General features: G+C 74.0%; 28 protein-coding genes and 1 riboswitch. Of the genes, 14 read left to right on the top strand and 14 right to left on the bottom strand.

Translation table 11 applies throughout. The annotated features are described in order from the left end of the window. The first annotated feature begins 49 nt into the window (after positions 1 to 49). From C9F11_RS36125 to C9F11_RS36110, 4 genes are read left to right on the top strand one after another with little or no spacing between them, the layout of a single operon-like run. Positions 50 to 1,369, top strand: a complete 1,320-nt coding sequence (locus C9F11_RS36125; protein WP_138963667.1) for a DegT/DnrJ/EryC1/StrS family aminotransferase — start codon at positions 50 to 52, stop codon at positions 1,367 to 1,369. Next, positions 1,366 to 2,274 (top strand): radical SAM protein, encoded by a 909-nt coding sequence (locus C9F11_RS36120; RefSeq protein WP_138963665.1) that lies wholly within the window; start codon positions 1,366 to 1,368, stop codon positions 2,272 to 2,274. The genes C9F11_RS36125 and C9F11_RS36120 overlap by 4 nt, the downstream gene beginning before the upstream one ends. Before the next feature lies 1 nt (position 2,275). Continuing rightward, entirely contained in the window at positions 2,276 to 3,115 is an 840-nt protein-coding gene (locus tag C9F11_RS36115) for a glycosyltransferase family 2 protein (RefSeq protein WP_171075948.1), read from the top strand. Between the two features lie 56 nt (positions 3,116 to 3,171). After that, positions 3,172 to 3,975, top strand: coding sequence for a site-specific DNA-methyltransferase (locus C9F11_RS36110; RefSeq protein WP_171075947.1), 804 nt, complete (start codon positions 3,172 to 3,174; stop codon positions 3,973 to 3,975). Between the two features lie 63 nt (positions 3,976 to 4,038). Here the strand turns inward: C9F11_RS36110 and C9F11_RS36105 are convergent, their stop codons facing one another. Further along, positions 4,039 to 5,079 carry a Gfo/Idh/MocA family oxidoreductase gene (locus C9F11_RS36105; RefSeq protein ID WP_138963659.1) on the bottom strand — a complete coding sequence of 347 codons (1,041 nt, stop codon included), beginning with the start codon at positions 5,077 to 5,079 and terminating at the stop codon, positions 4,039 to 4,041. Positions 5,080 to 5,300: 221 nt separating this feature from the next. Here C9F11_RS36105 and C9F11_RS36100 point away from each other — a divergent pair, with 221 nt between their 5' ends. Beyond that, positions 5,301 to 6,230, top strand: a complete 930-nt coding sequence (locus C9F11_RS36100; RefSeq protein ID WP_171075946.1) for an NAD-dependent epimerase/dehydratase family protein — start codon at positions 5,301 to 5,303, stop codon at positions 6,228 to 6,230. Positions 6,231 to 6,259: 29 nt separating this feature from the next. Here C9F11_RS36100 and rfbB read toward each other — a convergent pair whose 3' ends face one another. Continuing rightward, positions 6,260 to 7,252, bottom strand: coding sequence for a dTDP-glucose 4,6-dehydratase (rfbB, locus tag C9F11_RS36095; RefSeq protein ID WP_138963655.1), 993 nt, complete (start codon positions 7,250 to 7,252; stop codon positions 6,260 to 6,262). Positions 7,253 to 7,351: 99 nt separating this feature from the next. On the opposite strand from rfbB, the gene rfbA reads away from it, so the two are divergent. After that, positions 7,352 to 8,227, top strand: coding sequence for a glucose-1-phosphate thymidylyltransferase RfbA (gene rfbA, locus C9F11_RS36090; RefSeq protein ID WP_138963653.1), 876 nt, complete (start codon positions 7,352 to 7,354; stop codon positions 8,225 to 8,227). Between the two features lie 101 nt (positions 8,228 to 8,328). Here rfbA and C9F11_RS36085 read toward each other — a convergent pair whose 3' ends face one another. The 6 genes from C9F11_RS36085 to C9F11_RS36060 are packed head-to-tail and all read right to left on the bottom strand — an operon-like array spanning position 8,329 to position 15,110. Further along, positions 8,329 to 8,841: a DUF4430 domain-containing protein gene (locus tag C9F11_RS36085; protein ID WP_138963651.1), complete on the bottom strand. Its 513-nt coding sequence runs from the start codon at positions 8,839 to 8,841 to the stop codon at positions 8,329 to 8,331. Positions 8,842 to 8,896: 55 nt separating this feature from the next. Continuing rightward, positions 8,897 to 10,381, bottom strand: a complete 1,485-nt coding sequence (locus C9F11_RS49730) for a prenyltransferase/squalene oxidase repeat-containing protein (protein ID WP_138963649.1) — start codon at positions 10,379 to 10,381, stop codon at positions 8,897 to 8,899. Next, positions 10,293 to 11,297, bottom strand: a complete 1,005-nt coding sequence (locus C9F11_RS36075) for an ECF transporter S component (RefSeq protein WP_212767927.1) — start codon at positions 11,295 to 11,297, stop codon at positions 10,293 to 10,295. Before C9F11_RS36075 ends, C9F11_RS49730 begins: the two co-directional genes overlap by 89 nt. Before the next feature lie 32 nt (positions 11,298 to 11,329). Continuing rightward, entirely contained in the window at positions 11,330 to 12,934 is a 1,605-nt protein-coding gene (locus C9F11_RS36070; RefSeq protein ID WP_138963647.1) for an ABC transporter ATP-binding protein, read from the bottom strand. After that, the gene (locus C9F11_RS36065; RefSeq protein ID WP_138963645.1) at positions 12,931 to 14,043 is read right to left on the bottom strand and encodes a CbiQ family ECF transporter T component; all 1,113 of its coding nucleotides are present in this window, start codon (positions 14,041 to 14,043) and stop codon (positions 12,931 to 12,933) included. The genes C9F11_RS36070 and C9F11_RS36065 overlap by 4 nt, the downstream gene beginning before the upstream one ends. Continuing rightward, positions 14,040 to 15,110 carry a hypothetical protein gene (locus C9F11_RS36060; protein WP_212767859.1) on the bottom strand — a complete coding sequence of 357 codons (1,071 nt, stop codon included), beginning with the start codon at positions 15,108 to 15,110 and terminating at the stop codon, positions 14,040 to 14,042. The genes C9F11_RS36065 and C9F11_RS36060 overlap by 4 nt, the downstream gene beginning before the upstream one ends. A gap of 161 nt (positions 15,111 to 15,271) precedes the next feature. Then, positions 15,272 to 15,416, bottom strand: a riboswitch (cobalamin riboswitch). Positions 15,417 to 15,714: 298 nt separating this feature from the next. On the opposite strand from C9F11_RS36060, the gene C9F11_RS36055 reads away from it, so the two are divergent. Continuing rightward, positions 15,715 to 16,005 (top strand): DUF6355 family natural product biosynthesis protein, encoded by a 291-nt coding sequence (locus C9F11_RS36055; RefSeq protein ID WP_138963643.1) that lies wholly within the window; start codon positions 15,715 to 15,717, stop codon positions 16,003 to 16,005. Between the two features lie 55 nt (positions 16,006 to 16,060). On the opposite strand, the gene crcB is transcribed toward C9F11_RS36055, so the two are convergent. From crcB to C9F11_RS36040, 3 genes are all read right to left on the bottom strand, one after another. Continuing rightward, a complete protein-coding gene (crcB, locus tag C9F11_RS36050; RefSeq protein ID WP_138963641.1) occupies positions 16,061 to 16,435 on the bottom strand; it encodes a fluoride efflux transporter CrcB in 375 nt (124 codons plus the stop codon). Continuing rightward, the gene (locus C9F11_RS36045) at positions 16,432 to 16,920 is read right to left on the bottom strand and encodes a CrcB family protein (RefSeq protein ID WP_138963639.1); all 489 of its coding nucleotides are present in this window, start codon (positions 16,918 to 16,920) and stop codon (positions 16,432 to 16,434) included. Before C9F11_RS36045 ends, crcB begins: the two co-directional genes overlap by 4 nt. Positions 16,921 to 17,132: 212 nt before the next feature. Further along, on the bottom strand, positions 17,133 to 17,396 hold the full coding sequence (locus tag C9F11_RS36040; protein WP_138963637.1) for a GlsB/YeaQ/YmgE family stress response membrane protein: 264 nt from the start codon (positions 17,394 to 17,396) through the stop codon (positions 17,133 to 17,135). Between the two features lie 400 nt (positions 17,397 to 17,796). Between C9F11_RS36040 and C9F11_RS36035 the strand changes: the two genes are divergently transcribed. From C9F11_RS36035 to C9F11_RS36020, 4 genes are all read left to right on the top strand, one after another. Next, positions 17,797 to 18,171, top strand: coding sequence for a VOC family protein (locus C9F11_RS36035; RefSeq protein WP_138963635.1), 375 nt, complete (start codon positions 17,797 to 17,799; stop codon positions 18,169 to 18,171). A 42-nt stretch (positions 18,172 to 18,213) separates the two neighbouring features. Continuing rightward, the gene (locus tag C9F11_RS36030) at positions 18,214 to 18,609 is read left to right on the top strand and encodes a DUF6479 family protein (protein WP_171075945.1); all 396 of its coding nucleotides are present in this window, start codon (positions 18,214 to 18,216) and stop codon (positions 18,607 to 18,609) included. Between the two features lie 153 nt (positions 18,610 to 18,762). Then, positions 18,763 to 19,119: a DUF779 domain-containing protein gene (locus C9F11_RS36025; protein ID WP_138963633.1), complete on the top strand. Its 357-nt coding sequence runs from the start codon at positions 18,763 to 18,765 to the stop codon at positions 19,117 to 19,119. Positions 19,120 to 19,200: 81 nt separating this feature from the next. Continuing rightward, the gene (locus C9F11_RS36020; RefSeq protein WP_138963631.1) at positions 19,201 to 20,460 is read left to right on the top strand and encodes a phosphodiester glycosidase family protein; all 1,260 of its coding nucleotides are present in this window, start codon (positions 19,201 to 19,203) and stop codon (positions 20,458 to 20,460) included. A 24-nt stretch (positions 20,461 to 20,484) separates the two neighbouring features. On the opposite strand, the gene C9F11_RS36015 is transcribed toward C9F11_RS36020, so the two are convergent. The 3 genes from C9F11_RS36015 to C9F11_RS36005 all read right to left on the bottom strand — a co-directional run bounded on the left by C9F11_RS36015 (position 20,485) and on the right by C9F11_RS36005 (position 23,391). After that, the gene (locus C9F11_RS36015; protein WP_138963629.1) at positions 20,485 to 22,080 is read right to left on the bottom strand and encodes a hypothetical protein; all 1,596 of its coding nucleotides are present in this window, start codon (positions 22,078 to 22,080) and stop codon (positions 20,485 to 20,487) included. Positions 22,081 to 22,177: 97 nt separating this feature from the next. Continuing rightward, positions 22,178 to 22,372 (bottom strand): hypothetical protein, encoded by a 195-nt coding sequence (locus C9F11_RS36010; protein ID WP_138963627.1) that lies wholly within the window; start codon positions 22,370 to 22,372, stop codon positions 22,178 to 22,180. A gap of 128 nt (positions 22,373 to 22,500) precedes the next feature. After that, on the bottom strand, positions 22,501 to 23,391 hold the full coding sequence (locus C9F11_RS36005; RefSeq protein WP_138963625.1) for a phosphatidylinositol-specific phospholipase C/glycerophosphodiester phosphodiesterase family protein: 891 nt from the start codon (positions 23,389 to 23,391) through the stop codon (positions 22,501 to 22,503). A gap of 296 nt (positions 23,392 to 23,687) precedes the next feature. Here C9F11_RS36005 and C9F11_RS36000 point away from each other — a divergent pair, with 296 nt between their 5' ends. The 3 genes from C9F11_RS36000 (at position 23,688) to C9F11_RS35990 (ending at position 26,803) form a co-directional block, all read left to right on the top strand. Further along, positions 23,688 to 23,930 (top strand): helix-turn-helix domain-containing protein, encoded by a 243-nt coding sequence (locus C9F11_RS36000; RefSeq protein ID WP_138963623.1) that lies wholly within the window; start codon positions 23,688 to 23,690, stop codon positions 23,928 to 23,930. A 97-nt stretch (positions 23,931 to 24,027) separates the two neighbouring features. Beyond that, a complete protein-coding gene (modA, locus tag C9F11_RS35995) occupies positions 24,028 to 24,828 on the top strand; it encodes a molybdate ABC transporter substrate-binding protein (RefSeq protein ID WP_138963621.1) in 801 nt (266 codons plus the stop codon). Positions 24,829 to 24,856: 28 nt separating this feature from the next. Beyond that, positions 24,857 to 26,803 (top strand): ABC transporter permease, encoded by a 1,947-nt coding sequence (locus C9F11_RS35990; protein WP_138963619.1) that lies wholly within the window; start codon positions 24,857 to 24,859, stop codon positions 26,801 to 26,803. Positions 26,804 to 26,810: the final 7 nt, after the last annotated feature.

The raw sequence follows: 26,810 nt of genomic DNA, 5'->3' as shown, positions 1-26,810 counted from the left end.
CGTACGTCCCGTTCTCGCACCCCCGTTCCTGACGACCAAGGGGACACACATGTCAGCGGTACGCAGTTCACCCCTCGCCCTGCTCGGCGGCACCCCGGTCCACGACGGTGCCTGGCCCGCCTGGCCGCAGGCGCCCGAGTCCACCCTGACCCTGCTCAACGCGGCCGCCACGTCCGGGCGTTGGGCGGTCAGCGGCGTCTACACCGGCACCCCGAGCTTCGAGCGGCGCTTCTCCGAAGCGTTCGCCGCCTACCACGCGGCCCCCGGTGTGACGCCCTACGCGGTGCCCACCACGAACGGCTCGGCCGCGCTCACCATCGCCATGGAGGCACTCGGCGTCGGCCCCGGCACGGAGGTCATCGTGCCGGGCCTGACCTGGGTGGCGTGCGCGTCGGCCGCGCACGCGCTCGGCGCCACGCCGGTCCTGGTGGACGTGGACCCGCACACCCTGAGCATCTCGGCCGACGCGGCGAAGGCCGCGGTCACCGACCGGACCCGGGCGATCCTCGTCGTGCACGCCTACTGCTCGGCCGCCGACGTCGACGCGTTCCAGGAGCTCTCGCAGAGCACCGGCATCCCCGTCATCGAGGACTGCTCACAGGCGCACGCGGCGGAGTGGCGCGGGCGCAAGGTGGGCACCTTCGGCACGATCGGGGTGTTCAGCCTCCAGCAGACCAAGGTGCTCACCTGCGGCGAGGGCGGCGTCGTCCTCACCACGTCGGCCGACCTGCACGACCGCCTCCAGCAGTACCGCGCCAACGGGCGGCGCTACACCGCCCGGCCGGTCGCGGGCCAGCTCGAACTGGAGGACGTCGGCGCGGTCGAGGGCCACAACCACTCCATGTCCGAGTTCCACGCGGCGGTCGCGCTCAGCCAGCTGGAGTTCCTGGAGGAGCAGAGCGTGCGCCGGGAGCGCAACGCCGCCGCCCTCACCGACCTGCTCGCGCAGATCCCGGGCGTGTCCACGCTGCCCGCGCCGCCCGGTCTGACCCGGCGCACCTACTACGACTTCGTCATCCGCCTGGACGCGGAGTTGCTCGGCCCGGTGCCCGTCGACCGCGTCGTGGACGCCATGTCCGCCGAGCTGAACATGTTCTTCGAGACCCTCGACACACCGCTGAACGCCAATCCGCTGTACGTGCCGCTCAAGTCCCCGCGCACCCCCGGCTCGGGCGAGGCGCGGCGGGGCCTGGACCCCGCCCGGTTCGACCTGCCCGCGGCGACGGCCGCGTACCGCACCTGCTTCGCCTTCCTCCACCAGGCGCTGCTCGGCACCGAGCGGGACGTGGAGGCGATCGCGACCGCCGTCGAGAAGGTCGTCACCCACCTCGACCAGCTCGGGGACGGGGCGGAGAGGGGCCGGGCATGAGCGTGCGCCTGGCCGACGGCAAGGTGGTCAACCCGGAGGGCATCGAGGTCAACGCCAGCCTCCAGTGCAACATGCGCTGCCAGTCCTGCGCCCACCTCTCACCGCTGTACCGCCGCGAGAACGCCGACCCCGCGGAGATCCACGACACCCTCAGTGTCCTCTCCAGGAGCTACCACGCCTCGTACGCGAAGATCATGGGCGGGGAGCCGCTGCTGCACCCGGACGTCGTCGGCCTCATCGAGGCGGTGCGGGCCACCGGGATCTCCGACACGATCCTCGTGGCCACCAACGGCACGCTCCTGCACCGCGCACCGGAGCGCTTCTGGGAGGCCGTGGACTCCCTGGAGATCTCCGTCTACCCGAGCCGGACGCTCCCGCCCGAGGAGGTCGAGCGGTACCGCGCGCTGGCCCGGGACCACGGGGTCTCCCTGCTCGTCAACTACTACGGGCACTTCCGCGCGGTGTACTCGGAGTCGGGCACGGACGCGCCGGGCCTGGTGCGGGACGTCTTCGACACCTGCAAGCTCGCCCACTTCTGGAACTCTCACACGGTCTACGACGGCTGGCTCTACCGCTGCCCGCAGAGCGTGTTCATGCCCCCGCAGCTGCGCGACGGCGGCTGGGACCCGCACGTCGACGGCCTGCGGATCGAGGAAGGACCGGACTTCCTGAAGCGCCTGCACCGCTTCCTCACCGGCGCCGATCCGCTGCGGGCCTGCCGGAACTGCCTGGGCAGCGTCGGCAAGCTGCATCCGCACCAGGAGCGCCCGCGCGCGGGATGGCAGGTGACCGAGCAGCTGGAGGAGCTGGTCGACTACCCGTTCCTCGAGGTCTGCAAGGACGACATCACCGCCGATGACGGCTGCGTGGAGCGGTCCCTGTCGGCGCCGGTGGGAGGTGCCTGACATGACGGCGAACGAGAATGCGCCCGGCGGGGCGGCACCGGAGGAGGGCGGCGAGAGCATCACCGTCGTCACCCTCACCCGCTACCGGCCGGTGCTCGTGCAGCGGGCCATGCGCAGCGTCCGCGCCCAGGTGACCGACGTGCCGGTGCGCCACCTCGTCCTCATCGACGACAGCGAGGAGACGCTCACCGCGCTGCGCGAGGTGACGGACGCGTTCCCGCGCTGCGAGATCCGCTACGTGCCGCGCGAGCCGCACGAGAAGTCGGGCCCCGGCCGGTCCTCGCGCCTGCGCAACCTGGGGGTGCGGCTCTCCGGCTCCTCCTGGATCGCCTTCCTCGACGACGACAACGAGTGGACGCCCGACCACCTCCAGTCCCTGCTCGACCAGGCCCGCGCGCACGCGGCGCGTGCCGTGTACAGCGAGGTCGGCCTCCACGACAAGGACGGCGCCCCGTACCTCGAACCGCGCTGGCCGTGGGCGAACAGCGTCGCCGAGGCGGAGCGGATGTACGCGGACTACGTGGCCAAGGGCATCTGCGTACCGGGCTCCAACGTCATCAAGGACCGGCCGGGGACGTTCGAGGTGCCCGTGGACACCAGCGCCTGGCTGCTCGCCCGGGAGCTGCTGCTCGACGTGCCCTTCGAGGAGGAGTTCTCGGCGGCCGACGCGGACGGCCTGGTCAGCGAGGACGACAAGCTCTACTACCGCCTCGTGCAGCGCGCGGAGCCGATGGTGTGCACGGGGCGCGCGACGCTCCGCTACTACCTGGGCGGCTACTCCAACAGCGGCGAGACCGTCGCCCCCGAGGAGCGGGGCGCGATCGCCTGGGCCTCGGAGTGAGCCGCCCGGACCAGCCGCGGTACGCAACGACGACAGGGAAGGGAGAGGGTCCCGTGGTGACCGAGACGACGACTGTGGCGGGGGACCGCTGCGCTCTGGGGGCCGAACACGGCTCCTACTACTGGGGGGACAGCCTCGCGCTGCTGGAGGGGGTGCCCGACGGCAGCGTGCGCGCGGTGGTCTGTTCGCCGCCCTTCGAGGGCCCGCGGCTCATCGCCGACGAGGACCGCACGGGGGCGGAGTTCCTCGACTGGATCCTGCCGTTCTTCCAGCAGTTCGACCGGGTGCTGCGCCCGGACGGCTGTGTCGCGTTCGAGCTGGGCGGCATCTGGCTCTCCGACGCGCCGGGCAAGGCGGTGCAGCACGCCGGTGCCGTGCACGCCCTGGCCGCGGCGGGCTGGCGCCTGGTGCAGGACTTCTACTACTACAACCCGCAGTTGCTCAACCCGGAGCCGGACGGCGCGGCACGGGCCCCGGACTCCATCACGCCCATCTGGGTCATGGCGCGCACGCACGACGTGCACTACGACGTCGCGGCGCTGCGGCACCCGGCGCGACAGCCCTTCGTCCGGGGCAATCTGCTGGAGTTCGACACGTCGGGCGTCTACGACCAGGCGTACGAGAAGGTCCTGGCTGAAACGTCTCTGCACCCCTATGTGGACCGTTGGCCCACGGTGGTCCCGGAGTTGTTCGTGGAGCTCCTGACCGAGCCGGGCGACCTGGTCCTCGATCCGTTCGCGGGCAGCGGGGCGACCTGCTTCGCCGCCGAGCGGCTGCGCCGGCGGTGGCTCGGCTTCGAGCTGGACCGGGGGCTCGAACAGCACGTGCGGGCGATGTTCGCCGCCCGTCGCGCGGGCTAGCGGGTGGTCCCGTGCTCCGGCACGGGACCACCGCACTTCCCCGACCGTGGCCTTGACGCTCCGTCAGGCCGGGTTCAGAAGCGCCTCGGGCACGCGGCAGTCGACCCACCGGCCGCCGTCGGCCGCCGAAGCGTAGGCGCCGTCGATCACGAACGAGGTGGTCAGCGCCTCGCGGATGAGGTCACGGCCCCGCTCGGGCGCGGCGACCACCGCCGTGAAGTCGAGCAGCATCCGCTCGAACCACTCCTGGTGGGACGGGTCGTCGAAGCCGGACTCGATGGACGTGCGGACCACGTCGCCGTCCGCCGCGTAGGTGAGGTCGTCACCGTCGACGACCACGGAACCGGAGGTCCCCATGATCGAGTATCCGGTGCTGCGATGACCGGCGGCCCACGACAGGTGCAGCGCGATCTCGACGCCGCCCTCGCACCGCAGCCGCATCAGGGCGGTGTCCTCGGTGTCGGCGTACGCGGCGCCCTCCCGCAGGCGCCCCGTGAGGCAGGACACCGACATCGGGGTCAGGCCTGTCAGGTTCATGGCGAGGTACACGCTGTGCGGGCCGTGGTCGCGCAGGATGCCGCCGTGCGACGTGCCGGGCTCGCGCCGCCAGTGCGGCCGCCAGTCGGGCACGCCCTTGGCGTGTCCGGCGCGCAGGGTGCGGAAGTGGGCGCCGACGACCTTGCCGAAGCCGGGTGCGGCGATGCGCTCCTTCATCGCCGCGAGCACGGGCGCGTACTTGTAGACGTGGCACGGGTAGTAGACGCGGTCGCTGGCGCGGATCCGGCCCAACTGGCCCGCGTAGCCGTCCTCGTCGGGCAGGAAGACCGGTTTCTCGCACAGGACGTGCAGCCCGTGGGCGAGGCCGAGCGCCGAGTACTCGGCGTGGCTGCTCGGCGGTGTGCAGATGTCGATGAAGTCCAGGGTCTCGTTCGCGACCAGCTTGGCGAAGTCGCTGTAGGCGGGGAGTCCGAACGACTCCTCCGCATGGCTCCGCCGTTCCTTCGACACATCGACGACCGCGGCGATGGATAAATCCTGCACCCGCGAATAGCCGACCATGTGCCCCATGGCGATGGTGCCGAATCCAATGATGGCTCCGCGCATGGCGGACCTCCTTCGTCAATACGGCTGCCGGACGCGTGGAAAGCACGCGAGAAAGGGGGATGCGTGCACAATTTTTAAGCGCCGTACGACGCACTGTCAACCTGCGGCCAGAATTAAAGAGCAGCCCTTTTCGGCTCCCGAGAATTACCCGGAGCCGTTTATCAGGCATGCCCGCGAATACATATCAGGAAGCGGTTTTCGAGGAATGTGGGGGCCACGTCATGACATCGAGCCGAGGCGGTGCGGCCGGATCGCCCGCGGCCGCGCGGGTCGCCGTGGTCGGCGGTTCCGGCTTCATCGGCAGGAACCTCCGCGCGGCGCTCGACGCGGCGGGCGTGCGGACGTGCTCCTTCACCCGGCAGCGCCCCTTCATGCAGGGCGACCGGGTGCACCGCGCCCTGCTGCGGTCGCACACGGTCTTCTACGTGGCGGGCGGCGTGACACCGGCGCGGGCGGAGCGGGAGCCCCGGCTCGCCGCGCAGGACTACTGGAACCTGCAACTGCTCCTGTGGGGGCTGCGCGGCACCGCCCACCGGCCGCTGGTGGTCCTGGCGAGCTCGGGCGGGACCGTGTACGACCCCGACGCCGGGGCGCCGTACCGGGAGGACGCCCCGACCCGGCCCGTCACGGCGTACGGCACGATGAAGCTCGCCCAGGAGCGGGCCCTGGTCAGCGCCGAGTGGGCGGCGCCGGTGATCCTCCGGCTCGCCAACGTCTACGGCCCCGGGCAGCCGGCGGGCGCGGGGTTCGGGGTGGTCCCGCACTGGGCCGCGGCCGTGCGGGCGGGCCGGGCGCTGACGCTGATCGGCCGGGCCCGGCGGGACTACGTGCACGTCGCCGACGTGTGCGCCGCCCTGCTCGCGGTGCACCGGCGGGCCGACCGGCTGCGGGCCGCGCCCGGGCCGACGACCCTGAACGTCGGCTCCGGCGTGCCGACCTCGCTCGACGAGCTGCACCGGCACTTCGAGCGGGCGGCGGGCCGCGCCCTCGACGTACGGCGCGAACCCGCCCGGAGCTTCGACCGGTCGGACGTGTGGCTGGACGTGACGGCCGCCCGGCGGGAGATCGGCTGGCGGGCCCGGATCGGCCTCGCGGACGGGCTCACGGGCACGCTGGCCGCCGCGGGGGCGCCCGCCCGGATGCCGTCGTGAGCGGGCGGGCGGGGGCGTCCTCGCGGTGGTTACGCCGGAGTGCGCAGGGCCGCGCGCCGCTTCAGCGGCTCCCACCAGGAACGGTGGTCCGCGTACCAGGCGACGGTCTCGGCGAGGCCGCGCTCGAAGCCGACGAGCGGCGCGTACCCCAGCTCGGTGGCGGCCTTGGTGCAGTCCAGGGAGTACCGCGCGTCGTGCCCCTTGCGGTCGGGGACGCGCTCGACCCGCTCCCAGCCGCAGCCGGTCGCGGCGAGCAGGTGCCCGGTCAGCCGCTCGTTCGTCAGCTCCGTGCCGCCGCCGATGTGGTAGACCTCCCCGGCCCTGCCGTGGCGCAGCGCCAGCTCGATGCCCCGGCAGTGGTCCGACACGTGCAGCCAGTCGCGGACGTGCTGTCCGTCGCCGTACAGCGGCACCTTGCCGCCGTCCATCAGGCGGGTGATGAACAGCGGGATGACCTTCTCGGGGAACTGGTACGGCCCGTAGTTGTTCGAGCAGCGGGTCACCACCACGTCCATGCCGTGCGTGCGGTGGCAGGCGAGCGCGAGCAGCTCGGAGCCCGCCTTGGTGGCCGCGTACGGCGAGTTGGGAGCGAGCGGGCTCTCCTCGGACCAGGAGCCGACCGGGATCGAGCCGTACACCTCGTCGGTCGACACGTGCAGGAACCGGCCGACGCCGTGCCGGCGCGCGGCGTCGAGCAGCAGCTGCGTCCCGAGGACGTTCGTCGTCACGAACGGGGCGGAGCCCGTGATGGACCGGTCCACATGGGTCTCGGCGGCGAAGTGCACCACCACGTCGTGCCCCGGCACCACCTCGTCCAGGAACGCGCCGTCGCATATGTCCCCGTGCACGAAGGTGTGGCGGGGATGGCCCGCGACCGGGTCCAGGTTTTCCCGCACTCCGGCATACGTCAGCTTGTCCAGGACCGTGATACGGATGTCGCGCGCCGCGCCCGGCGCCAACAACATGGACCGGACAAATTCGGACCCGATGAAACCGGCACCGCCCGTCACAATAATCCGCATGGAGAAAAGATACACACGGACGGGGGTACCGCGGTAGGGACCCCGAACAGGAAGGGAGGAAAGGGCCGGTCCGTAAGAACGTCCGGCCCGCCGTCAGCAATGCGCGGAATCATACTTGCAGGTGGCACAGGATCCCGTCTGTGGCCGGTCACGCAGGCCGTTTCCAAACAGCTCATGCCGGTCTTCGACAAACCCATGGTCTATTACCCGCTGTCCACGCTGATGCTGGCCGGAATCCGCGAGATCCTCGTCATCACCACGCGCGAGGACGAGGACGACTTCCGGCGGCTGCTCGGCGACGGCTCGCACCTCGGCCTGAGCCTCACCTACCGGACGCAGGACCGCCCCGGGGGCATCGCGGAGGCCTTCCTCATCGGCGCCGACTTCATCGGCGGCGAGCCCGTGGCCCTGATCCTCGGGGACAACATCTTCCACGGCCGCAGCTTCGGCGTGCAGCTGCGCGAGCACACCGCCCCCGAGGGCGGCCGCATCTTCGCCTACCCCGTGGCCGACCCCACGGCCTACGGCGTCGTCGAGATCGACGAGCACGGCACGGCCCTGTCCATCGAGGAGAAGCCCGCCAAGCCCAAGTCCCGCTACGCCGCCGTCGGTCTGTACTTCTACGACAACCGCGTCGTCGACATCGCCGCGGGCCTGCGCCCGAGCGAGCGCGGCGAGCTGGAGATCACCGGCGTCAACGAGGCGTACCTGCGCCGCGGCGCGCTGTCCGTGACGGTCCTGGACCGGGGCACCGCCTGGCTGGACACCGGCACGTTCACGGCGATGGTCCAGGCGTCGGAGTACGTGCGCGTCATCGAGGAGCGCCAGGGCCTGAAGATCGGCTGCGTGGAGGAGGTCGCGTGGCGCTGCGGCTACATCGACGACGCGTGCCTGCGGGCGCTGAGCGGTCCGCTGCTCAAGAGCGGGTACGGGCGCTATCTGCTGAGCCTGCTCGACGAGGAGGCGCTGTTGTGAGGGGCGGGCGCGGGCCCGGCGCGGTGCGATGCGCCGGGCCCGCGCCGTGCGGGCGGCGGCCTGCGGGGCCGCCGCCCGCCGCCGTCCGGTCAGCGGGCCGGTCAGCGGGCCGGGTTGACCTTGGTCCAGGTGAAGGCGACCTTGTCGCCCGCCTTGATGTGCAGCTGGCAGCCGCCGACCTGAGTGGCCTCGCCGTTGACGGCGATGTTCCAGTAGTACGCGTTGCCGCCGTTGTGGCCGCCGATGGTGGTGACGAAGTAGTCGTCGAAGGACGGGTACCAGGTGCCGTCCCAGGTGAAGCCCTGCTTCTTGGCGGCGTCGTCGAGGGCGGCCGTCGGGGTGGGCCCGGCGGAGGTGTTGGCCTCGTTGTTGGTGCCGTCGCACTTGTGGGTGCCGCCCGTGGCCGTGGTCACGGAGTGCCCCTTGGTGGTGACGCTGCCGTTGAAGAGGGTGCTGGTGGGCCCCTTCACGGTGACGGTCACCTTGACCGCCGTGTTGGCGGTCGCCTTCGCGGGCGCCGCCTCGGCGACCGGGGTGACGGCGAGGGCCAGGCCCAGGGCGCCGGCGACGAGGGCGGCTCTTCGGGCGGGCGACAGCGTCGAGGTGTGGTTCATGGTTCTCCTTGCGTAGGTGCGTAGGTGCGGAGTTGCTGGTGCTGGGGAGTGAGGTTCAGGGGGTGGCGCGGCGGCGCCGGGCCACCAGGACGGCCGTCGCGCCGACGGCGAGCAGGGCGCCCGCGGTGGCCGTCATCGGCAGGGAGGAGGTGCCGGTGGAGGCGAGGCTGCCGCCGGGGTCGCCCACGGGCTGGGTTCCGGAGCCGCCGACATCGCCGCCGCCGGGGGTGCCGCCGGTCTGCGGGGCGGGCGCGTTGCCACCGTCCGTCGTGCCGCCGCCCGTCGTGTCGTCGTCCGAGCCGCCGGTCGTGGTGTCGCCGCCTCCGCCGCCGGAGCCGGTGCCGCCGGTGTCGCCACCGCCGTTGTTTCCACCGCCGGTGCCACCGGTGCCGCCGTCGTCGCCGCCGTTTCCGCCGCCGTCCGTGCCGCCGTCGTCACCGTTGCCGCCGGAGGTGCCGCCGTCGTCGCCGCCCGGAGTGCCGCCACCCGGTACGCAGGTGATCTTTTCGAGGTCCGGGGCGGAGTCGGCGGCGTCCACCTGGGCCAGGGACCTGCCCGCGAGGGCGGGCACGACCTGGGCGGTGGCACGCAGGGCCATGCCGTCGGCCTTCGGCTCCAGGAAGCCGACCGCGCCCCGGTCCTTGGCCGGGGCCGAGCAGTTCACCTGGCGGGACCTGAGCCAGGCCACGCCCTTGGCGGCGGCCTCGGTGCGCCCGCCGGCCGCGAGGGCCTGGACGGCGAGGGCGGTGCTGTTGGAGTTCGCCTTCGCGCCGGAGCCCATGGAGTTGTCGGGGAAGCCGCCGTCGGGCAGCTGTCTCTTCACCAGCCAGTCGAGCGCGGGCCGCACGGCGGCCGTGCGGCCCGACCCGAGCAGGGCCTGCACGGCGAGGCCGGTGCTGTCCACATGGGACTTGCACGTGGCGGGGGTGGCGCCGAGGCCCAGCGGGAAGCCGCCGTCCGGGCAGTGGGATTCGGCGATGAAGTCGACGGCCTTCGCCGGTGCCCCGCCGGTGCGCTGGAGCGCCAGGACCGCCAGGGACTGGGTGAACTGCTGGGAGCCGTCCCCGGTGGGGTTCTTGTCGGTGAACCGGCCGTTCTCCTGCATGCGTGCGGTGAGGGTCTTCACCAGGTCGCGGCCGCCGAAGTCCTTCGGGTCGCGGTGCTCGACGGCGGCGACGAGGGTGAGCTTGGCGAGGCCGCCCGCGAAGACGGTGCCGGGCCCGCCCTTGCTCTCGATGTAGGCCCCGGCGTTGGCCTCCAGCCAGTCCGTGGCCTTCTTCTGCACGGCGCCGCCGGTGTCGGCCGACGCCAGGCCCATGATCACGTCGGCGGTCAGCCCCTGGTCGCCCTTGGCGTGGGCGTCGTCGGTCAGCTTCGAGGCCATCCAGGTGGCGGCGGCGCTCGCCGGTGCCTTGGGGACGGGCGCCGCCCCCGCCGCCGGTGGCGCGGGTTCAGCGTGGGCGGTGACCGGAAGGAGCACCGTGGCCAGCGCGGCCACCGGTATCCCCACCGCCGTTCTCGACCGTACGGACAGAGGCATGGTGAAGCTCCTTGTGCTTGCGGAGGAAGGGCGGGGAGGAGAACCGGCCGGAGGGTGCGGCTCCGGTGCCCGGAAGCGGCGCGGCGGCGTCGGCGGCGGGCGCCGAAAGCGTCACCGGCGCCCCGAAGGCGGCCCGGCGCGCGGCCCGGCGCAGGACGGCGAGCACCGCGGGGCCGAGCGTGACGACGGCGACGAGGTTGGTGAGCGCGCGGCCGGTGTCCCAGCCGAAGGTGGAGGTGACGAGTGTGAAGACGGCGAAGCGGTGCAGGTTCTCGCCGACCGGCGCGCCGGGCACGAAGGACAGGTCGGTGTCGGGGCCCGCCGTGAACGGCCAGAACCACATGTTCAGGAGGAAGCCGAAGAGGTACGCGACGACGACGCCGTAGGCGGCGAGCATCGCGATCTCCGCCCGCCCGGTCACCCGCCTGGGCAGCAGCCCCGCGCCGAGGCCGATCCACCCGGAGGCGATCATCTGGAACGGCAGCCAGGGCCCGACACCCGCGGTGAGCAGCGCCGAGGCGAACAGCGAGGTGCAGCCGAGCACGAACCCGAAGCCGGGCCCGAACACCCGGCCCGCGAGGACCAGCAGGAAGAACACGGTCTCGATGCCCGCCGTGCCCGCGCCGAGCGGCCGCAGCCCGGCGTTGACCGCGGAGAGCACGCCGAGCATGGCCAGGGCCTTGGTGTCGATGCCGCCGGACGACATCTCGGCGAGGACGACGGCGAGGAGCACCGGCATCGTCAGGAGGAAGACGAGGGGCGCGTCGGCGGTGTGCGCGACTCCCTCGGGCCGGGGCGCGGCGAACAGCGGCCAGAAGAACATGGCGAGCCCCGCGAGGCTCGCGAGGGTGAGCACGGTGGCGGTGCGCGCGCCGAGGGGCAGCACGGGCACGCGGAGGCGCCGGGCGCCGCGCATATGACGGCCCGTCAGGGACGGTCTCCCGGCGCTCATACGGCCTCCAGAGCGGTCCGTACCTGCTCCACCGTCAGCCACTCCTGCGGGCTCAGCACCTTGGCGACCTGCGGTGCGAACGCGGGTGAGGAGACGACCACGTCGGCCGTCGGGCCGTCGGCGACGATCTCGCCCTCGGCCATGACGACGACGCGGTCGGCGGCGCGCGCGGTGAACTCCACGTCGTGCGTGGCGACCACGACCGCGCGCCCCTCGGCGGCGAGGCGCCGGATGACGCCGGTGAAGGCCTCCTTGGCGTGGTAGTCGAGGCCGCGCGTCGGCTCGTCGAGGAGGACGACGCCGGGGGCGGCGGCGAGCTGGACGGCGAGGACGAGGGCGAGTTGCTGTCCCTCGGACAGGTCGCGCGGGTGCCGGTCGCCCGGGATGCCGGGCGCGAGCGCGTCGAGCAGCGCCCGGCAGGTGCCGTCGGCGGCGTCCGACTCCCGGTCGGCCTGGGCGCACTCGGCGTCCACGGTGTGCAGATAGAGCAGGTCGCTCGCGGTCTGCGGGACGAGCCCGACGAGTGCGCGGGCCTTGCGGGCCGCGACCTTCCCCGGGTCGGCGCCGGCCACGTCGACCGTCCCCGAGCGGCGGGGCCCCGAGCCCTGGAGCGCCCACAGGAGCGAGGACTTGCCGGAGCCGTTGCGGCCCATGAGGGCGGTGACCTCGCCGCCCGCCAGGTCCAGGTCCAGCTCGCGGACGGCGACGGTGTCGGCGTACGCGACGGTGACCCGCCGTGCGGCCAGGGCGGGTTCGCCCCGGGTCGCGGGGGCGGTGGCCGGGGTGTGCCCGGTGAGCCGGGTGCGCAGCGCGGCGGCCCTGCGGCGCGCGTCGCGCACCGACAGCGGCAGCGGCTCCCACCCGGCGAGCCGCCCCAGGCGCACGACGGGCGGCGCGACGTCGCTGTCGCGCATCAGCTCCGCCGGGTCGCCCTCGCGGACCCGGCCGTCGCGGGTCAGGTGCACGAGCCGGTCGGCGTACTGGAGCACGCGTTCCACGCGGTGCTCCGCGACCAGGACGGTGGTGCCGAGGTCGTGGACGAGCCGGGTGACGGCGGCGAGCACGTCCTCGGCGGCGGTGGGGTCGAGCGCGGACGTCGGTTCGTCCAGGACCAGGACCTTGGGGTGCGCGGTGAGGACGGAGCCGATGGCGACGCGCTGCTGCTGCCCGCCGGAGAGGGTGCGCAGCGCGCGCCGGCGCAGCTCGGCGATGCCGAGCAGGTCGAGGGTCTCCTCGACGCGCTTGCGCATGACGGCGGCGGGGACGGCCAGCTGCTCCATGCCGTACGCCAGTTCCTCCTCGACGGTGTCGGTCACGAAGGAGGCGAGCGGGTCCTGTCCGACCACGCCCACGACGTGCGCGAACTCCTGCGGCGGCGCCTCGGCCGTGGAGCGGCCGCCGACGCTGACGCGGCCCTGGAGGTGGCCGCCGGTGAAGTGCGGCACGAGCCCGTTGACGGCACCGAGCAGGGTCGACTTGCCGACTCCGGTCCGCCCGGTGACCAGGCACAGCTCGCCCTCGCCGATGGTCAGGTCGACGTCGCGCAGGGCAGGCTCGGGAGCACCCGCGTAGGTGAGGGTGACGTGCTCGAAGCGGATCACGCGGCGGCCTCCCCCGGTCGGGGCGCGGCGCGCGGCGGTGCGGGCGCGAGCCGGGCGGGCAGCACTCCGGCCAGGGCGGCGAGCGCGGGAAGCGCGGTCACCTCGGGCCAGGCGAGCGGCGAGAGCGAGGGGTAGAGGGAGGCCGCGTCCGTGCGGGAGACGACGTACATCAGCACGCCCGCGGCGAGCCCGGACGCGGCCACGGTCCACTCGGCGCCGTGCCACGGGTCGGGCCGGTACGTGCTGCGCGTGACGCGGCGCCCGCCGAGCACGAACCCGGCCACGGCCAGGGCGAGTCCGGCGAGCAGCAGCGGCGTGCCGAGGTAGGGCGGCGTGCTCGCGCCCAGCGCGCCGTACAGGCCGCCGCACACGCCGAGCAGCCCGGCGATGACCAGCGCGCCGGTGAGCAGCCGGGTGCGCGGGTCGGCGCGCCCGGTGCGGCCGTAGCCGTGCGAGGCCATCGCCGCGGCGAGGGCCAGGGAGCGGTTCATGGCGTCCTCCAGGACGGGGACGACGATGCCGCGCAGCGCGCCGATGCCGCGGTAGCCCTTCTTGACCGTGGAGCCGCGCAGCAGCCGGGCCCTGCGCACCCGCTGCACGCTCTCGACCAGCTGCGGCGCCACGGTGAGCGTGACGACGACGGAGGTGCCGATCTCGTGGAGCGCGCCGGGCAGCGCCTTGAGCATCCGCTTCGGGTTGGCGAGGGCGTTGGCCGCGCCGACGCACACCACCATGGTGGCGAGCCGCAGCCCGTCGTACAGGCCGCCGAGCAGCTGCTCGGCGGCCACGGGTCCGAACAGGCGGATTCCGGCGGCCCATTGGGGCAGCGGCACCTCCGGCAGCGTGACGAGGACGGTGTCGCCCTGGCCGCCGCCGAAGACGATCCGGAAGCCGACGCGCATCACGACGATGAACGCGCCGAGGCTCAGGTACATCCGGAACGCGAGCGCCCACGGCGCGTCGTCGCGCCGCTGGGCGACCACGAAGCCGACCGCGGCCAGGATCAGGACGAGCAGCACCGGGTTGGCGGTGCGGCTCGCCGCGGCGGCCATGCCGAGCGCCCACAGCCACCAGGCACCCGGGTGGACCGACCGGGCGAGACGGGTCACGGCGCACCGCCCGAGGCGCGTCCGCGACGGCGCCGGGCCGTCACTCCCCCGGCGACGGCGAGCGCCACGGCGGCGGCCGCGGCGACGACCGTGCCGGTGGGCACCCCCTCGTCCTTGCTCGCCGACACGGTCCGGGTGTCCTCGCCGCCGGTCCAGTCGGCGGCCTCGCTCGGCTCCGGCGCGGGGCCGGAGCCGGAGCCGGCGGGCGGGGACGGCTCGGTGCGCTTCTTCTCGCCGGAGTCCTTGCCCTTCCGGGCGTCCTCGCCCTTCTTGCCCTTGGCGTCCCGCGCGCCGTCCTTCTCGTTCTTGTGCCCGGGCGGCTTCGCCAGGCCGCCGCCGTCGGCGGGCGGCCGGGCTCCGTTGCCACCACCGGGGCCGGGGCCTCCTCCGGCGGGCGGCTGCACCTGGTCCGGGAGGTCGGGTGTGGTGCCGCGGTCGGGCGCTGCGGGGCCCCGCCCGCCGCCTGTGTGCCCACCTCCGGTGTGCCCGTCGCTGCCCGCTCCCCCGCCGCCACCGCCGCCGGGGGCGGCGGGGCGCCGGGGTGCCACGCGCGGCGCGGGGGCCTCGCCCTGGTCCCGGCCGAAGGAGAACGACCAGCCTTCGAAGCTGCCCTTCGGCGGGGTGCGGTAGGTGGCTCCGTACTGGCTGTAGGTCCAGCGGCCGCCGTTGGAGGCGTGCCAGTACGACCAGTAGGCCTTGGCGGGCGGGGTGTCGACGCAGGGCTCGCGGTCGGCGCCCGGCTTGCCCTCCAGGCGGCAGACGAAGGACTCGCCCCAGCGGTTGGTGCCGGTGACCCGGATGCCCGCGTCCTTGAGCGCGGCGAGGCCGGTCCGCTGGGAGCCGACGGCGCACCGCACGAGGGTGGTCCCGCCGAGTTCCCGGAAGTCCACGACGACGGTGACGCCTTCGCCCGCCTTGCAGAAGCCTCCGTGGCCGCGCCCGGTGTCCACGGCGGCGGCGGGCGTCGCCGGGCCGGGGCCGACGCCGAGTACGGCCGACGCGAGCAACAGCCCGAGCGCGGCGGCGGACGCGCGGATCGCACCGGCCATGCGGATCGCACCGGCCATGTCGAGGGGCCCTTCGGTTGGGGTCGCACGAGGACCCCGCGCCACGGCCGCCGGTGCCGCACGAAAAACCCCTACGCGCGTTCCAGGAAGGAAGCGGCAGGGGGCCGTAGAACCGGTGACGGGCTCTGGGCTCCACGCTGCAGACCATGACAGTGAGAAGCAGTGCACGTGCCACGCTGGGCAGCCCGACTCGCGGTCACGCCGAGGCGTGCCGCACACGGTTGCAGGTCAGTGCCGGAGTCTCACCGGCTTTCCCCAGTCGCGTACGCATTCAGTTGTCCGTGTGCCCGCAGCCGCACGTTTCCGCCACAGCCGGAGCACAGGCATCGTAGGCCCGCCGCCACCGGCCGCGCCAGGGCGGTGAGTTGTGACGCCCGCCACCGAATGGCCTGATCCTTACGGACGATGACATTCCCTCATCGATCACTCGAACGGCCCATGCGGAAACGATCCGCCAGGTGAGACCCCCCGCGTTCGGGCCTCCGGCGCGGGGCGCGGCGGCGATCCTCGGGGCCGACGACCGGGGTCCGGCGGCCGCTCGCGCGGCCGGTCCGGCCCCCTTCTTCCGGCCCTTTCCGGCCCTTTCCTCTTGAGGAGTCCTCTGGTGCGTATCCGTCGCAAGGTGATCGGCGCCCTCGGTTCGGCCGCTCTCGCGCTGACGTCGTTCGGGGTGGTGACCGTCTCCGCGAGCCCGGCGGCCGCCGATCCGTGCGGCTTCTACGAGACGAGTTCCGACGCCTACTACCAGCACTGCACGTCGGACGGCTCCCGTGTGGTGATCAAGGTGAGGGTCGCCCTGGCCCCGGACTACGAGCGGTGCGTCGCGCCCGGCAGGACCTGGCTGGGCTCCGCCGACAAGATCCAGGGCGCTCACTACGTGGGCCGTACCTGCTGACACCGGTCACCGGCGGGGCGCTCACAGGGGGGCGCCCCGCCCGGCCCCGCGGGCGTCAGCCCCAGAACGCCCGGGCCACCGCCGCGCCGGTGACCGCGGCGCCGAGCCCCGCCGCCACACTGGCCGCCGCGTTGGCCGCGGCCAGGAAGCGCGCGCCGGTCTCGGCCAGGCGCAGCGTCTCGTACGAGAAGGTGGAGTACGTGGTCAGCGCCCCGCACAGGCCGGTGCCGACGAGCAGGTGGGCGGAGTTCGGGGCGGCGCCGTAGGTGACGGCGCCGGTGAGGACGCCCAGGACCAGACAGCCCACGACGTTGACCGTGAAGGTGCCCCAGGGGAAGACGGAGTCGTGGCGGCCCTGGACGGCCCGGTCCGTCAGATAGCGCAGGGGCGCGCCGACGGCGGCCCCGGTGAGCACGAGCACCCAGTTCATCGTGGCCTCCCGGAGAGCACGCGGCGGGTCGTCGTCGCGGCCGTCCACACCGCCACGAGCGCCACCGCCGGGGTGGCGGCCAGATAGGCGAGCGCGATCCGGGCGTGGCCGTCCCCGAGCAGCCGCTGGACGTCGACGGCGTACGTGGAGAACGTGGTGAAGCCGCCGAGGACGCCCGTGCCGAAGAAGGGCCGCACCAGGCGGTGGGCGCTCCACGCCTCCGTGACCAGGACCAGGAACACGCCGATCACCGCGCAGCCGAGCGCGTTCACCACCAGCGTGGTCCAGGGGAAGGCGGCCGCCGCGGTGGGCCACAGCAGTCCCGCGCCGTAGCGGGCCGCCGCGCCCGCCGCGCCGCCCGCCGCCACCGCGGCGAGCACGGGTGCCTGGCCGGGTGCCGGTCCCGCGGGCCCGGCGGGCGCCGGGACGTCGATGTCCGGGTCGATGGGTTCGGGCTCGGCGGTCCGGTCGCGCGGTGCTGTCATCCGGTCGTACGTCTCCCACTCGTGCGCCGCCCGGGAGTGTGCGGGCGCGTGTCCTCACAAGCAGGGGCCGTCGGCGGCGTCGTCACCGCGGTTGGGGTACGGCGGGCCCCACCGCCGTACGGCCGTTCCCCGCGTACGCGGCGGCCGTGCCGCCCAGGATAGTCGGCACCGGGCGGACCGGCCGGAAGGGGGCCGTGGGCGTGCCGGGCCGGTCAGCGCCGCAGCTTGACCCGCGAGAGCGCCGCCACGCCGAGCGCGGCGAGGCCGATCTGGATGAGCCACTCGGTCCAGTCGACGCCCTTGGTGTCGGCGACGTCCAGGCCCGAGGCGATGGCGGTGCCGATGAGCGCCGCGACGATGCCGACGACGATGGTCCACAGGACGCCGATGCGCTGCCGCCCGGGGACGACGAGCCGCCCCAGGATCCCGATGACGGCGCCGATCACGATCGCACTGATGAGCCCTGAGATCTCCATAGCTCCGCTTTCCCTCGGCTGAAGTCCGTTTCGTGTCCCCGGGTTCCCTGGAACGCGCCCGGCAGTCGTGGCGGCGTTCGGGGCCGGGCTCCGCGGTGGACGTTTCCGCTCCCGTTGTCAGGGCACCCGCGAACATGCGGGTCCGGCTGGTCGCGGAGTGGGGCAGGGGCGCGGGCCGTACGGCGGACGGCCTCCTGACGGAAGCCCGTGGGGGCCGCGGGGTCTTGTCGGGGCCGCGGGCCTTGTCGGGGCCTTGGGCGGGGGCCCGTACCCCGCGCCCAAGGTTCCTCACTCCCCGTGGCTTCCCAGCCGGGGCTGCGAGTCCCCCGGCGGGCCACCGGCAAACCCGGATCCGCCGGTCCACCGCCCACCGACCATCCACCGCGAAACGAGGGGCACCATGGCCACAGTGGAAACGGCGATCCTTGTGCTCGACAGCGGCGAGCCGGAGCAACTGGCCGAGTTCTACGCCGGTCTCCTGGGCGAGGACGTGACGTACAACCCCCAGGCCGACCGGTTCGAGACCACCGGGGCGTCCGGTACGCGCCTGGGCTTCCGGCGCGACACCGGCTTCGCGCCGCCCAGCTGGCCGCGGCCCGACGACGCCCACCAGACCCATCTGGAACTGCTCGTCGCCGAGGGCGAGATGGACGCGGCGGAGCGCGCGGCCATCACGGGCGGTGCCCGGCCGGTGGACACCCAGCGCGACGGCGTGCGCGAGGTGCGGCTCTACTCCGACCCGGCCGGGCACACGTTCGCGCTGCGCACCCGCTGACGCGCTCCGGGTACGCGGCGCGTTCCCGGGTACCCGGCGCGCATGACGACGCACACCGCACCGATCGCACTGGCCGCTCCGGGCGGCTCCCCGCTCGCGGCCTCGCCGTCCGCGAGCGCCTTCCTGGCCTTCGGGCTCGGCCTGCTCATCGTCGTGGCGCTGACGTGGGCGGTCTGGCTCGGCATCCGGGTGCGCAGGAGGGAGCCGGACCGGCCGCGTCCCGAGGAGCAGCCCCGGTTGCCGGACGACGGTCCGGTCCGCGAGGTCCGGGAGCGGCGCGAGCCCGATGAGGTCCCGCAGGACGGCGGCCGTCTGACGCCCCACCAGCTCAGCGGCGGGGGCACGGTCGGCAGCAAACCGAGCGACGACCAGGAGCCCGGGCGCTGGACCCCCGGTTCGAGCGGCGCCTTCGGCAGCGGCGGCCCCGGCCGGACATAGGGGCGGCGGCCCGGGGCGCCGTGGGGCCGCCGAGCGGGGCGCGGCGCGGAGCGGCGCCCGGCTGCAACCTCCTCGCAACCTCCGGCGGTGTTGACTGGCCCGGCCGGGCCACCGCGGCCCGGTGACCCGCGACCCGGAGGAGGCCGACCGGCCATGGCCGACACCCCGCGCGTGGAGCTGACCCCCGCAGCCGCCGATCTGCTGCGGCGGCTGCGGTCGGCCCACGGCCCGCTGATGTTCCATCAGTCCGGCGGCTGCTGCGACGGCAGTGCGCCCATGTGCTACCCGGAGGGGGAGTTCCGCACGGGTGACTCCGACGTGCTGCTCGCGTCGCTGACCGTGGACGGCGTGGCGGAGCCGGTACGGTTCTGGATGTCCAAGAGCCAGTACGAGGTGTGGAGTCACACCCGTCTCATCGTCGACGTCGTCGAGGGGCGCGGCAGCGGCTTCTCGCTGGAGGCCCCCGAGGGCGTCCGTTTCCTCATCCGTTCGCGGCTCGTGGGCGCCTAGCACGTGCTCCGTCCTCGCCGTCTGGTGAACTCCCTTCACTGCTGGGACAGTTGGACGGCCCAGCCGACCCGAGGGGGATCCGTGACACGACGCGGGCAAGGCAGCAGACGCTTCAGAGCGGTGCGCGGCGCGTTCGCCGCGCTGACGGCCCTCGGCACCCTGGCCGGTGCCGCCCTCCTCGGGGCGGCACCGGCCAGTGGTGTTCCGGGGGCCGCGCCCGCGGCCACCGAGATCGCGCCGGGCGTGGAGTACCGGGACTACGACATCCCGACGCCGCGCGGCACCGCACACGCGCACGTCCTCGACGTCGACCTGCGCCACCCGGGCGTTCGCGTCGGGCTGCTGTACCCGGGCGCGGTCGGCGCCCGGCAGCCCGTGTCCACGCTGGCCGACCAGGCGGGAGCGGTCGCCGGCGTCAACGGCGACTTCTTCAACATCACCGAGACCCAGCACCCCGGCGTCGAGGCGACCGGCGCGCCCGTCGGACCCGCCGTCGCCGCCGGACGCACCCTCAAGGCCGCCGTCCCGAACGGCCAGCGCTTCGGCCCGGCCCTGCCGCCCGGCACCACCACCGAGGACGTCATCGGCGTGGGCGTCGACCGCAGGGCCCGCCTGGACCGTCTGACCCTCGACGGCAGCGTGCGCACCCGCGAGGCGCGGCTTCCGCTCGGCGGGCTCAACCAGTACGCGCTGCCGGTGGGTTCGGTGGGCGCGTTCACCAGCGACTGGGGCGTCACCTCGCGCGTGCGGGCGACCTGCGGCACCGACACCGACCGGGGCGCGCCGTGCAGCACGGACACCTACGAGGTGACGGTGCGCGGCGGGCGCGTCGCCGCCGTGGCCGACACGCCCGGCCGGGGCGCCATCGCCCCGGGGACGACGGTGCTCGTGGGCCGGGAGGCGGGCGCGCAGCAGCTGCGCAAGCTGGCGATCGGCGACCCGGCGCAGGTGCGCCACCGGCTCGTGCCGTCGGCGACGGACACCCCGTACCGCTTCGTCATCGGCGGCTATCCGCTGCTGCGTGACGGGGCGCCGCTGCCGGGCCTCGACGACCGGACGTCCGCCGTGCGCACGGCCGCCGGGATCGACGAGGGGGGCCGCCGTCTGGTCCTGCTCGCGCTCGACGGCGCGCCCGAGTTCCGTGGCGGCCTGACGATCGCCGACGTGGCCTCGTCCCTGCGGGAGTTGGGCGCCGAGGACGGCTTCAGTCTCGACGGCGGCGGCTCCAGCACGCTGGCCGCCCGGGAGCCGGGCGCGCCCGCCGTCTCGGTGCGCAACCATCCGAGCGGCGGCGCGGAGCGCCCGGTGCCCAACGGCATCGGGGTCTTCTCCCGCCCCTAGCGGGCCGCCCTCCAGGGAGCCGCCTCACTCCCCGGCGTCCCGCACGGCCACCAGGCCGTTGAAGACACCCACGTACGCGGTGCCGTCGGGGCCGAGCGTCACGGGCGCCCAGTTGTTGTCGTACGCGACGCCGGTCCCGGCGAGCCGCTTCCAACGGGTCTGGCCGGTGCGGAAGTCGACGGCCGTCAGGTACCAGGCGTCGATGCCCAGGGGGTGGGGGTCCTTGGTGTAGAGGTAGAGCAGTCCGTTGGTGGTGGACAGCTTCGGCACGGTGGACGGGGAGCGCTCCTGGCTCTGCCACACCGTGTCGCAGCCGCTGCCGTCGGCACGGACGTCGACGCGGGTGACACCGCCGACGACGCTGCGGCCGAGGGTGAGCGAGGTGATGTTCTCGTAGCCGTAGTTGTTCTCGACGACGAGGCTGTTGCCGTAGCTGATCAGCGAGTTGTCGGTGGTGGACGCGCCGGAGCCGAAGACGGGGACCGCGCAGACCAGGCGGCGGTCCTCGGGGACGTCGGCGCCGCGCCGGTAGACGAGGACGTGCATGCGGTCGTCGGCGTTGTCGGTGATGGCGACGTACTTCTCCGCCGTGCCGAACAGGTCGGGGGTGGTGCCCGAACCCTGGTTCACGGAGCCGGGCTTGGTGCCTGTGCCCCGGTCGTAGGTCCGGCGCCAGGTGACCTTCGGCGTGCCGTCGGCGGTGGCCTCGAAGCCGTACAGGGCGTGGTCGGAGACGATCGACACGCCGTCCTCGGCGACCGAGAACGAGTTCTGGATCTCTTCGCCGCGCAGTCTCATCGACCGGATGGCGCCGGTCTTCGGATCGACGGTGCCGACGCGGCCCTGCCGGGTCACCCACCAGATGCGCCCGTCCCAGTCGGGCAGCACGGAGGTGACCGGGTCGCACTCGCCGCTGGGGTGGAGGTTCGTCCAGCTCACGCAGTCGTGCGGGACGTGCGCCGTGAGGTCCCAGTCCCTGTCGACGACGAAGCGCCACCCGCCGTCGGCGGTGCGTTCGTGCGCGAGCCGTACGACGTGCTGGCGCGAGTCGGCGAGCACGAGGCGGTCCTCGTCGTCGAGGTAGGAGTACGCGCCGCCGGACGTGTCCTTGAAGATCCGGGAGAAGTCGAGGCGCGTGATCGCCTCGACGGTGGAGGGGCGCTGCGGCAGCTTGTACTCGGCGAGCGTCCGCAGCGTGCGCGGGTCGAGCAGCTTGACCAGGAAGCCGGAGAAGGTGCCGCACACGGTGACGATCCGGCCGTCGCGGTCGAAGGTGACGGTGGCGCACTCGCCGCCGAGCGCGGCCATCTTCTCGCTGTCGACCTCGGGCGCGCGGCCGAGCGGGCCGTTCCAGGGGTACGTTCCGCTGCCCGCCGCGTCGGCGTGCATGCCGCTGCGCCCGTTCGGGGCGAGGTGGGGGTGCTGGGGCGGCGGGTCGCCGGGGACGGGCGCGGCGGTGGCGGGCGCGCCCGCGTACGGGGCGACGAGCCGGTGCCCCGGGGCCTTGGGGATCTCGTCCGCGTGCGCGGCGGGCAGGGTCAGGGCCGTGGCCCCGAGGGCCAGGGCGAGGACACGGCCCACGAGCGTACGGGGTCGGCGCGTACGGGTTGGACGAGGCATGCGCCGACGCTAGGACCGGCCCCGTGAAGTGTCCATGCTCGTGCGGGAGTTGTTCACGGGGCCGCAAACGATCACTCGGCCCCGGGCTCCGGCGCGGTCACGGCCGGATGCCGCTGACGATGTCAGCCGTGGCCGTCAGGCCGTCGTGGATGGTCGGCGCCACGCTCGTGCCCGCGAGGTAGAAGCCGAGCAGACCGCAGACCACGGCGTGCGAGACCTTCATGCCCCCGCTGCGCAGCAGCACCACCGCGATGATCAGGAGCAGCAGCCCCACCGAGATCGAAAGGAACATCACGGACCTCCTCCGCCACGCCGACACCGTGGCTTTCGGCGGCAAGTGTGGCGTAGCGGAGGGTTTGTCCGGGTGAGCGGCGTGTCCGCCGGACGAGTGGTGTGCGGGGGACGTCGCCGTGCGGGCCGTCAGCCGCGGCGGGCGTCGAGGAACGTCTGGAGGCCCGCGAGGTCGTCGGTGTTGAGGTGGTCGACACCGGCGTCGAGGAGTTCGGTCCAGACCGCGTCGCGGGCCGGGCCCGGCAGGTCGGGCGTGGCCCAGAAGCGGACGCGCTGCCCGCGCTTGTGGGCGGTGGAGACGATGCCCCGCAGCTTGGCGCGCTCGGCGGGCGGGATCGGGCCGACGCCGTTCCAGGTGAAGTTCAGGGACCAGTTGTCGCTGATGAGCGGCGCGAAGGAGGCGGGCGCCGGGCCGCCGAGGTCGGCGAGACGGCCGTCGTAGAAGGCGCGGCGCACCGGCTGCGCCTCCATCACCGGGCGGGCCGCGCGGTCGCCGGAGACCACGGCGGTGATCGCGGAGCGGCGGACCTTGCCGTGCGCGTACGTGGTGAACAGGCGCCGGTAGGGCCGCATATGGCGGTCCAGCTCCCGGTACGTCGACGCGCCCTCGGTCTTGATGTCGATCAGGAGCTGGAACTGGCCGTGCCAGTGGCGGTACACGGAGCCGTGCTGGGCGCGGACGCGGGCGGCGAGGGGCTCCAGGTACAGCGACTCCAGGGTGCGGCTCGGGTCGAGGTCCGCCGGGTCGTGGGCCACGAGGAGTTGGCCGCCGACGAGGAAGATGTCGGCCTCGACGCTGGTGAAGCGGTGGTCGAGGGCGTCCAGGAGGGGCCGGGCGTGCTCGTAGTCGTTGTGCGCGTGGGCCTGCGCGAGGGGGCGCGTGCGGGGGTGGTGGCCGCGCCCGAGCGGGCGGGTGCCCGGCGCGGGGTCGGCCGCGTGGGCGATTCCGGGTGCGGCGACGGCCGTCGCGACGGCCGCGCCGAGGGTGGTCAGGGCTCTGCGACGGGTGACGAGGGCCATGGGGTACCTCCCGAAAGGGCGGAGTGGGGACGGGAATCGGCCGGAGCCGCAGCGAGCAGGGCCTCCGGCCGCAGTGAGTATGGCCTCCCGCTGCTCCGAAGAACCCTTCTGGCCTGGGAGTTGGCGTGATCGACGCCTTCAGTTCACCGCGTGCGCGGCCCTGCCTCGCCCCGCGCCCCTCGCGCAGCGGCCGGGTGGGCGGCAGCTTTGGGTCTTCCTCCAGTCACCTGGCATCTGCCATGTGAAATCGCCCCAATGTCTGTAAATGCAAGATGAAGGCGGCTATCTTGTCGCACATGCAGCCCTACACCACCGGTCAGGCCGCGCGTCTGCCCGGCGTCGGCCCCGACACCGCGCGCCGCTGGGCGGACGCCGGGCGGGTCGCGACCCACCGCGACCGGAGCGGGCGCCGCCTCATCGAGGGCCGGGACCTGGCCGCCTTCTCCACCGAGGTCGCCCGGGGCGGCATCGGTGAGGGGGCCGGCATGCGGGCCACCGCCCGTGTGAAGTCGACCAGCGTGCACATCGACCGCGCCTGAACATCCGTCCCCAGCGGCACCGCCCGTCCCCGGTCACCGCGTCGTTCCGTTCTCCCGGGCGGCCCCGCGCCGTCCGCAGCAAGAGGAGTCCCACCGCATGAACACCGTGATCACCAAGCGGCGGGCCGCCGCCGCGCTCGTCACCGCCGCCCTGCTCCTGCCGCTGACGGCGTGCGGCAGCGACGACGACAAGAAGGACGAGGGCGGCAAGAAGGACGGCGGCACGCGGCAGCAGGCCGACCTCACCGTCCTCGCCGCCGCCTCCCTCACCGACGTGTTCAAGACCGCGGGCGCCGCCTACGAGGACGCACACCCGGGCACGAAGATCACCTTCTCCTTCGAGGGCTCGCAGGAGCTGGCCGCCAAGGTCCGCCAGGGCGCTCCGGCCGACGCGCTGGTCACCGCCGACACCAAGACCATGGACGCGCTCGGCTCCGACACCGGCAAGCCGACCGTGATCGCCAAGAACCGCCTGGTCATCGCCACCGGCAAGGGCAACCCGAAGAAGGTCGAGCAGCTCAAGGACCTCGCCGACAAGGATCTGAAGGTGGTCCTCGCCGCGCCCGAGGTGCCGGTCGGCCGCTACAGCGAGCAGATCCTGGAGCGGCAGAAGGTCGACGTGAAGCCGGTCTCCCAGGAGCCCAACGTCCGTGCCGTCCTGTCCAAGGTCGAGCTCGGCGAGGCCGACGCCGGTCTCGTCTACAAGACGGACGTCCAGGCCGCGGACGGCAAGGCGGAGGGCGTCGACATCCCCGACGGCCAGAACGCGATCGCCGAGTACCCGGCCGCTACCCTCAAGACGTCCGAGCACACCGGCGCCGCGGCCGCGTTCGTGAAGTGGCTGAACTCCGCCGAGGCACAGAAGATCCTGCGGGACGCGGGCTTCCAGAAGCCGTAGCCCCCGCGCACCGACCTGGGAATCCCCGATGAGACCACGCCGCGGAGCCGGTGCGCGCCCGCCGCTCACCCTGGCCGTGCCCGCGCTCCTCGCCGTCGCGTTCCTGCTGCTCCCGCTCGTCGGGATCCTCAGCAGGACCGCCTGGGGCGACCTCGGGACGCATCTGACGAGCCCCGGAGTGACCGAGGCGCTCAAGCTCTCGCTGTACGTGTCCTTCTGGGCGCTCGGCCTGTCCCTGGTCCTCGGGGTGCCGCTGGCCTGGCTGCTCGCCCGCGTGCCGTTCCCCGGCAAGGCGCTGGTGCGCTCGCTCGTGCTGCTGCCCATGGTGCTTCCGCCCACCGTCGGCGGGGTCGCGCTGCTCCTCGGCTTCGGGCGGCGCGGGCTGCTCGGGCCGTGGCTGGAGGACACCTTCGGGATCGTCCTGCCGTTCCACACGTCGGGCGCCGTCGTGGCCGCCACCTTCGTGGCCATGCCGTTCCTGATCATCAGCCTCGAAGGCTCCCTCGCGGGCATGCGCCTGTCGTTCGAGGAGACCGCGGCCTCCCTCGGTGCCTCGCCGGTACGGGTGTTCTTCACCGTCACCCTGCCGATGGTCGCGCCCGGGCTCGCCGCCGGGGCCGCGCTCACCTGGGCGCGGGCGCTCGGCGAGTTCGGCGCGACCATCACCTTCGCGGGGAACCTGCCGGGCACCACGCAGACCCTGCCGCTCCAGGTGTATCTGCTGCTCCAGGACCAGCCCGAGGCCGCGACCTCCGTGTCGCTGCTGCTGCTCGTGATCGCCATGGCCGTCCTCGTCGCGCTGCGCGGGCGCTGGACGGGCGGGACGACCGACCGCGCGGCGCGCCCCCGCGGCGGCTCCGCGCCCCTGGCCGACGAACCCACGGGCGGGCCGGAAGCGACCGGGTCCGGGCCCGTCGGGGCCGAGCCGGCACGGGAGCGTTGGCCCCTGCACGCGGACGTCACCGGTTTCACCGAGCTCACGCTGACGGCCGAGCCCGGCACCACCATCGCGGTCGTCGGGCCGAACGGGGCGGGCAAGACCACGCTCCTGCGCGCCCTGCTCGGGCTCACCCCCCGCGCCCACGCCCGGCTGCGCCTCGGCGCGACGGACGTCACCGCGCTGGCGCCGCACCGGCGCGGCGTCGCCTGGGTGCCCCAGGACGGCGCGCTCTTCCCGCACCTGAGCGCCCTGTCCAACACCGCCTACGGCCTGCGTGCCCAAGGGGTGCCGCGCGCGGAGGCGCGCCGCAGGGCACGGCTCTGGCTCGACCGGCTCGGCGTCGGGCACCTCGCGCACCGCAGGCCCGCGCAGCTCTCCGGCGGCCAGGCCCAGCGCGTCGCCCTCGCCAGGGCCCTGGCGCCGCACCCGCGGCTGCTGCTGCTCGACGAGCCGCTGGCCGCGCTGGACCAGACGACGCGGGCGCACGTCCGCCACACCTTGCGCACCCATCTGGCGGGCTTCGGCGGGGTCTGTCTGCTCGTCACCCACGATCCGGTCGAGGCCGTCTCCCTGGCCGACCGGGTCCTGGTCCTGGAGGACGGGCGGGCCCTGCAGGACGCCTCGCCCGCCGAGGTCACCCGGCGCCCCCGCTCCCCCTGGGTGGCCCGCATGCTGGGGAGCAACGCCCTGGCCGGGACGGGCACCGGGGACGGCACGCTGCTGCTCGCCGACGGCGGACACCTGGTGGCCGCCGATCCGCTCGGCGAGGGCACGCGGGCCCTCGCGGTCATCCCGCCCGAGGCGGTGTCGTTGCACCTGGAGCACCCCGAGGGCAGCCCGCGCAACGTCTGGCACGGCACGGTCCGGGAGATCACCGCGGTCGGCAGCAGGCTGCGGGTCCTGGTCACCGCCGAGAAGGCGCCGGACCTCGTCGCGGAGATCACCCCGCAGGCGGCGGCCGAACTGGGCCTCGCCGACGGCACCCCGGTCTACACGAGCGTGAAAGCGACCGAGGTCACGCTGGTCGCGGTCTGACGCGCGG

This window comes from Streptomyces sp. YIM 121038 (assembly GCF_006088715.1).
Lineage (GTDB): Bacteria > Actinomycetota > Actinomycetes > Streptomycetales > Streptomycetaceae > Streptomyces.
The sequence above is the reverse complement of the archived record's forward strand: the minus strand, read 5'-3'. Positions and strand labels throughout refer to the sequence as shown.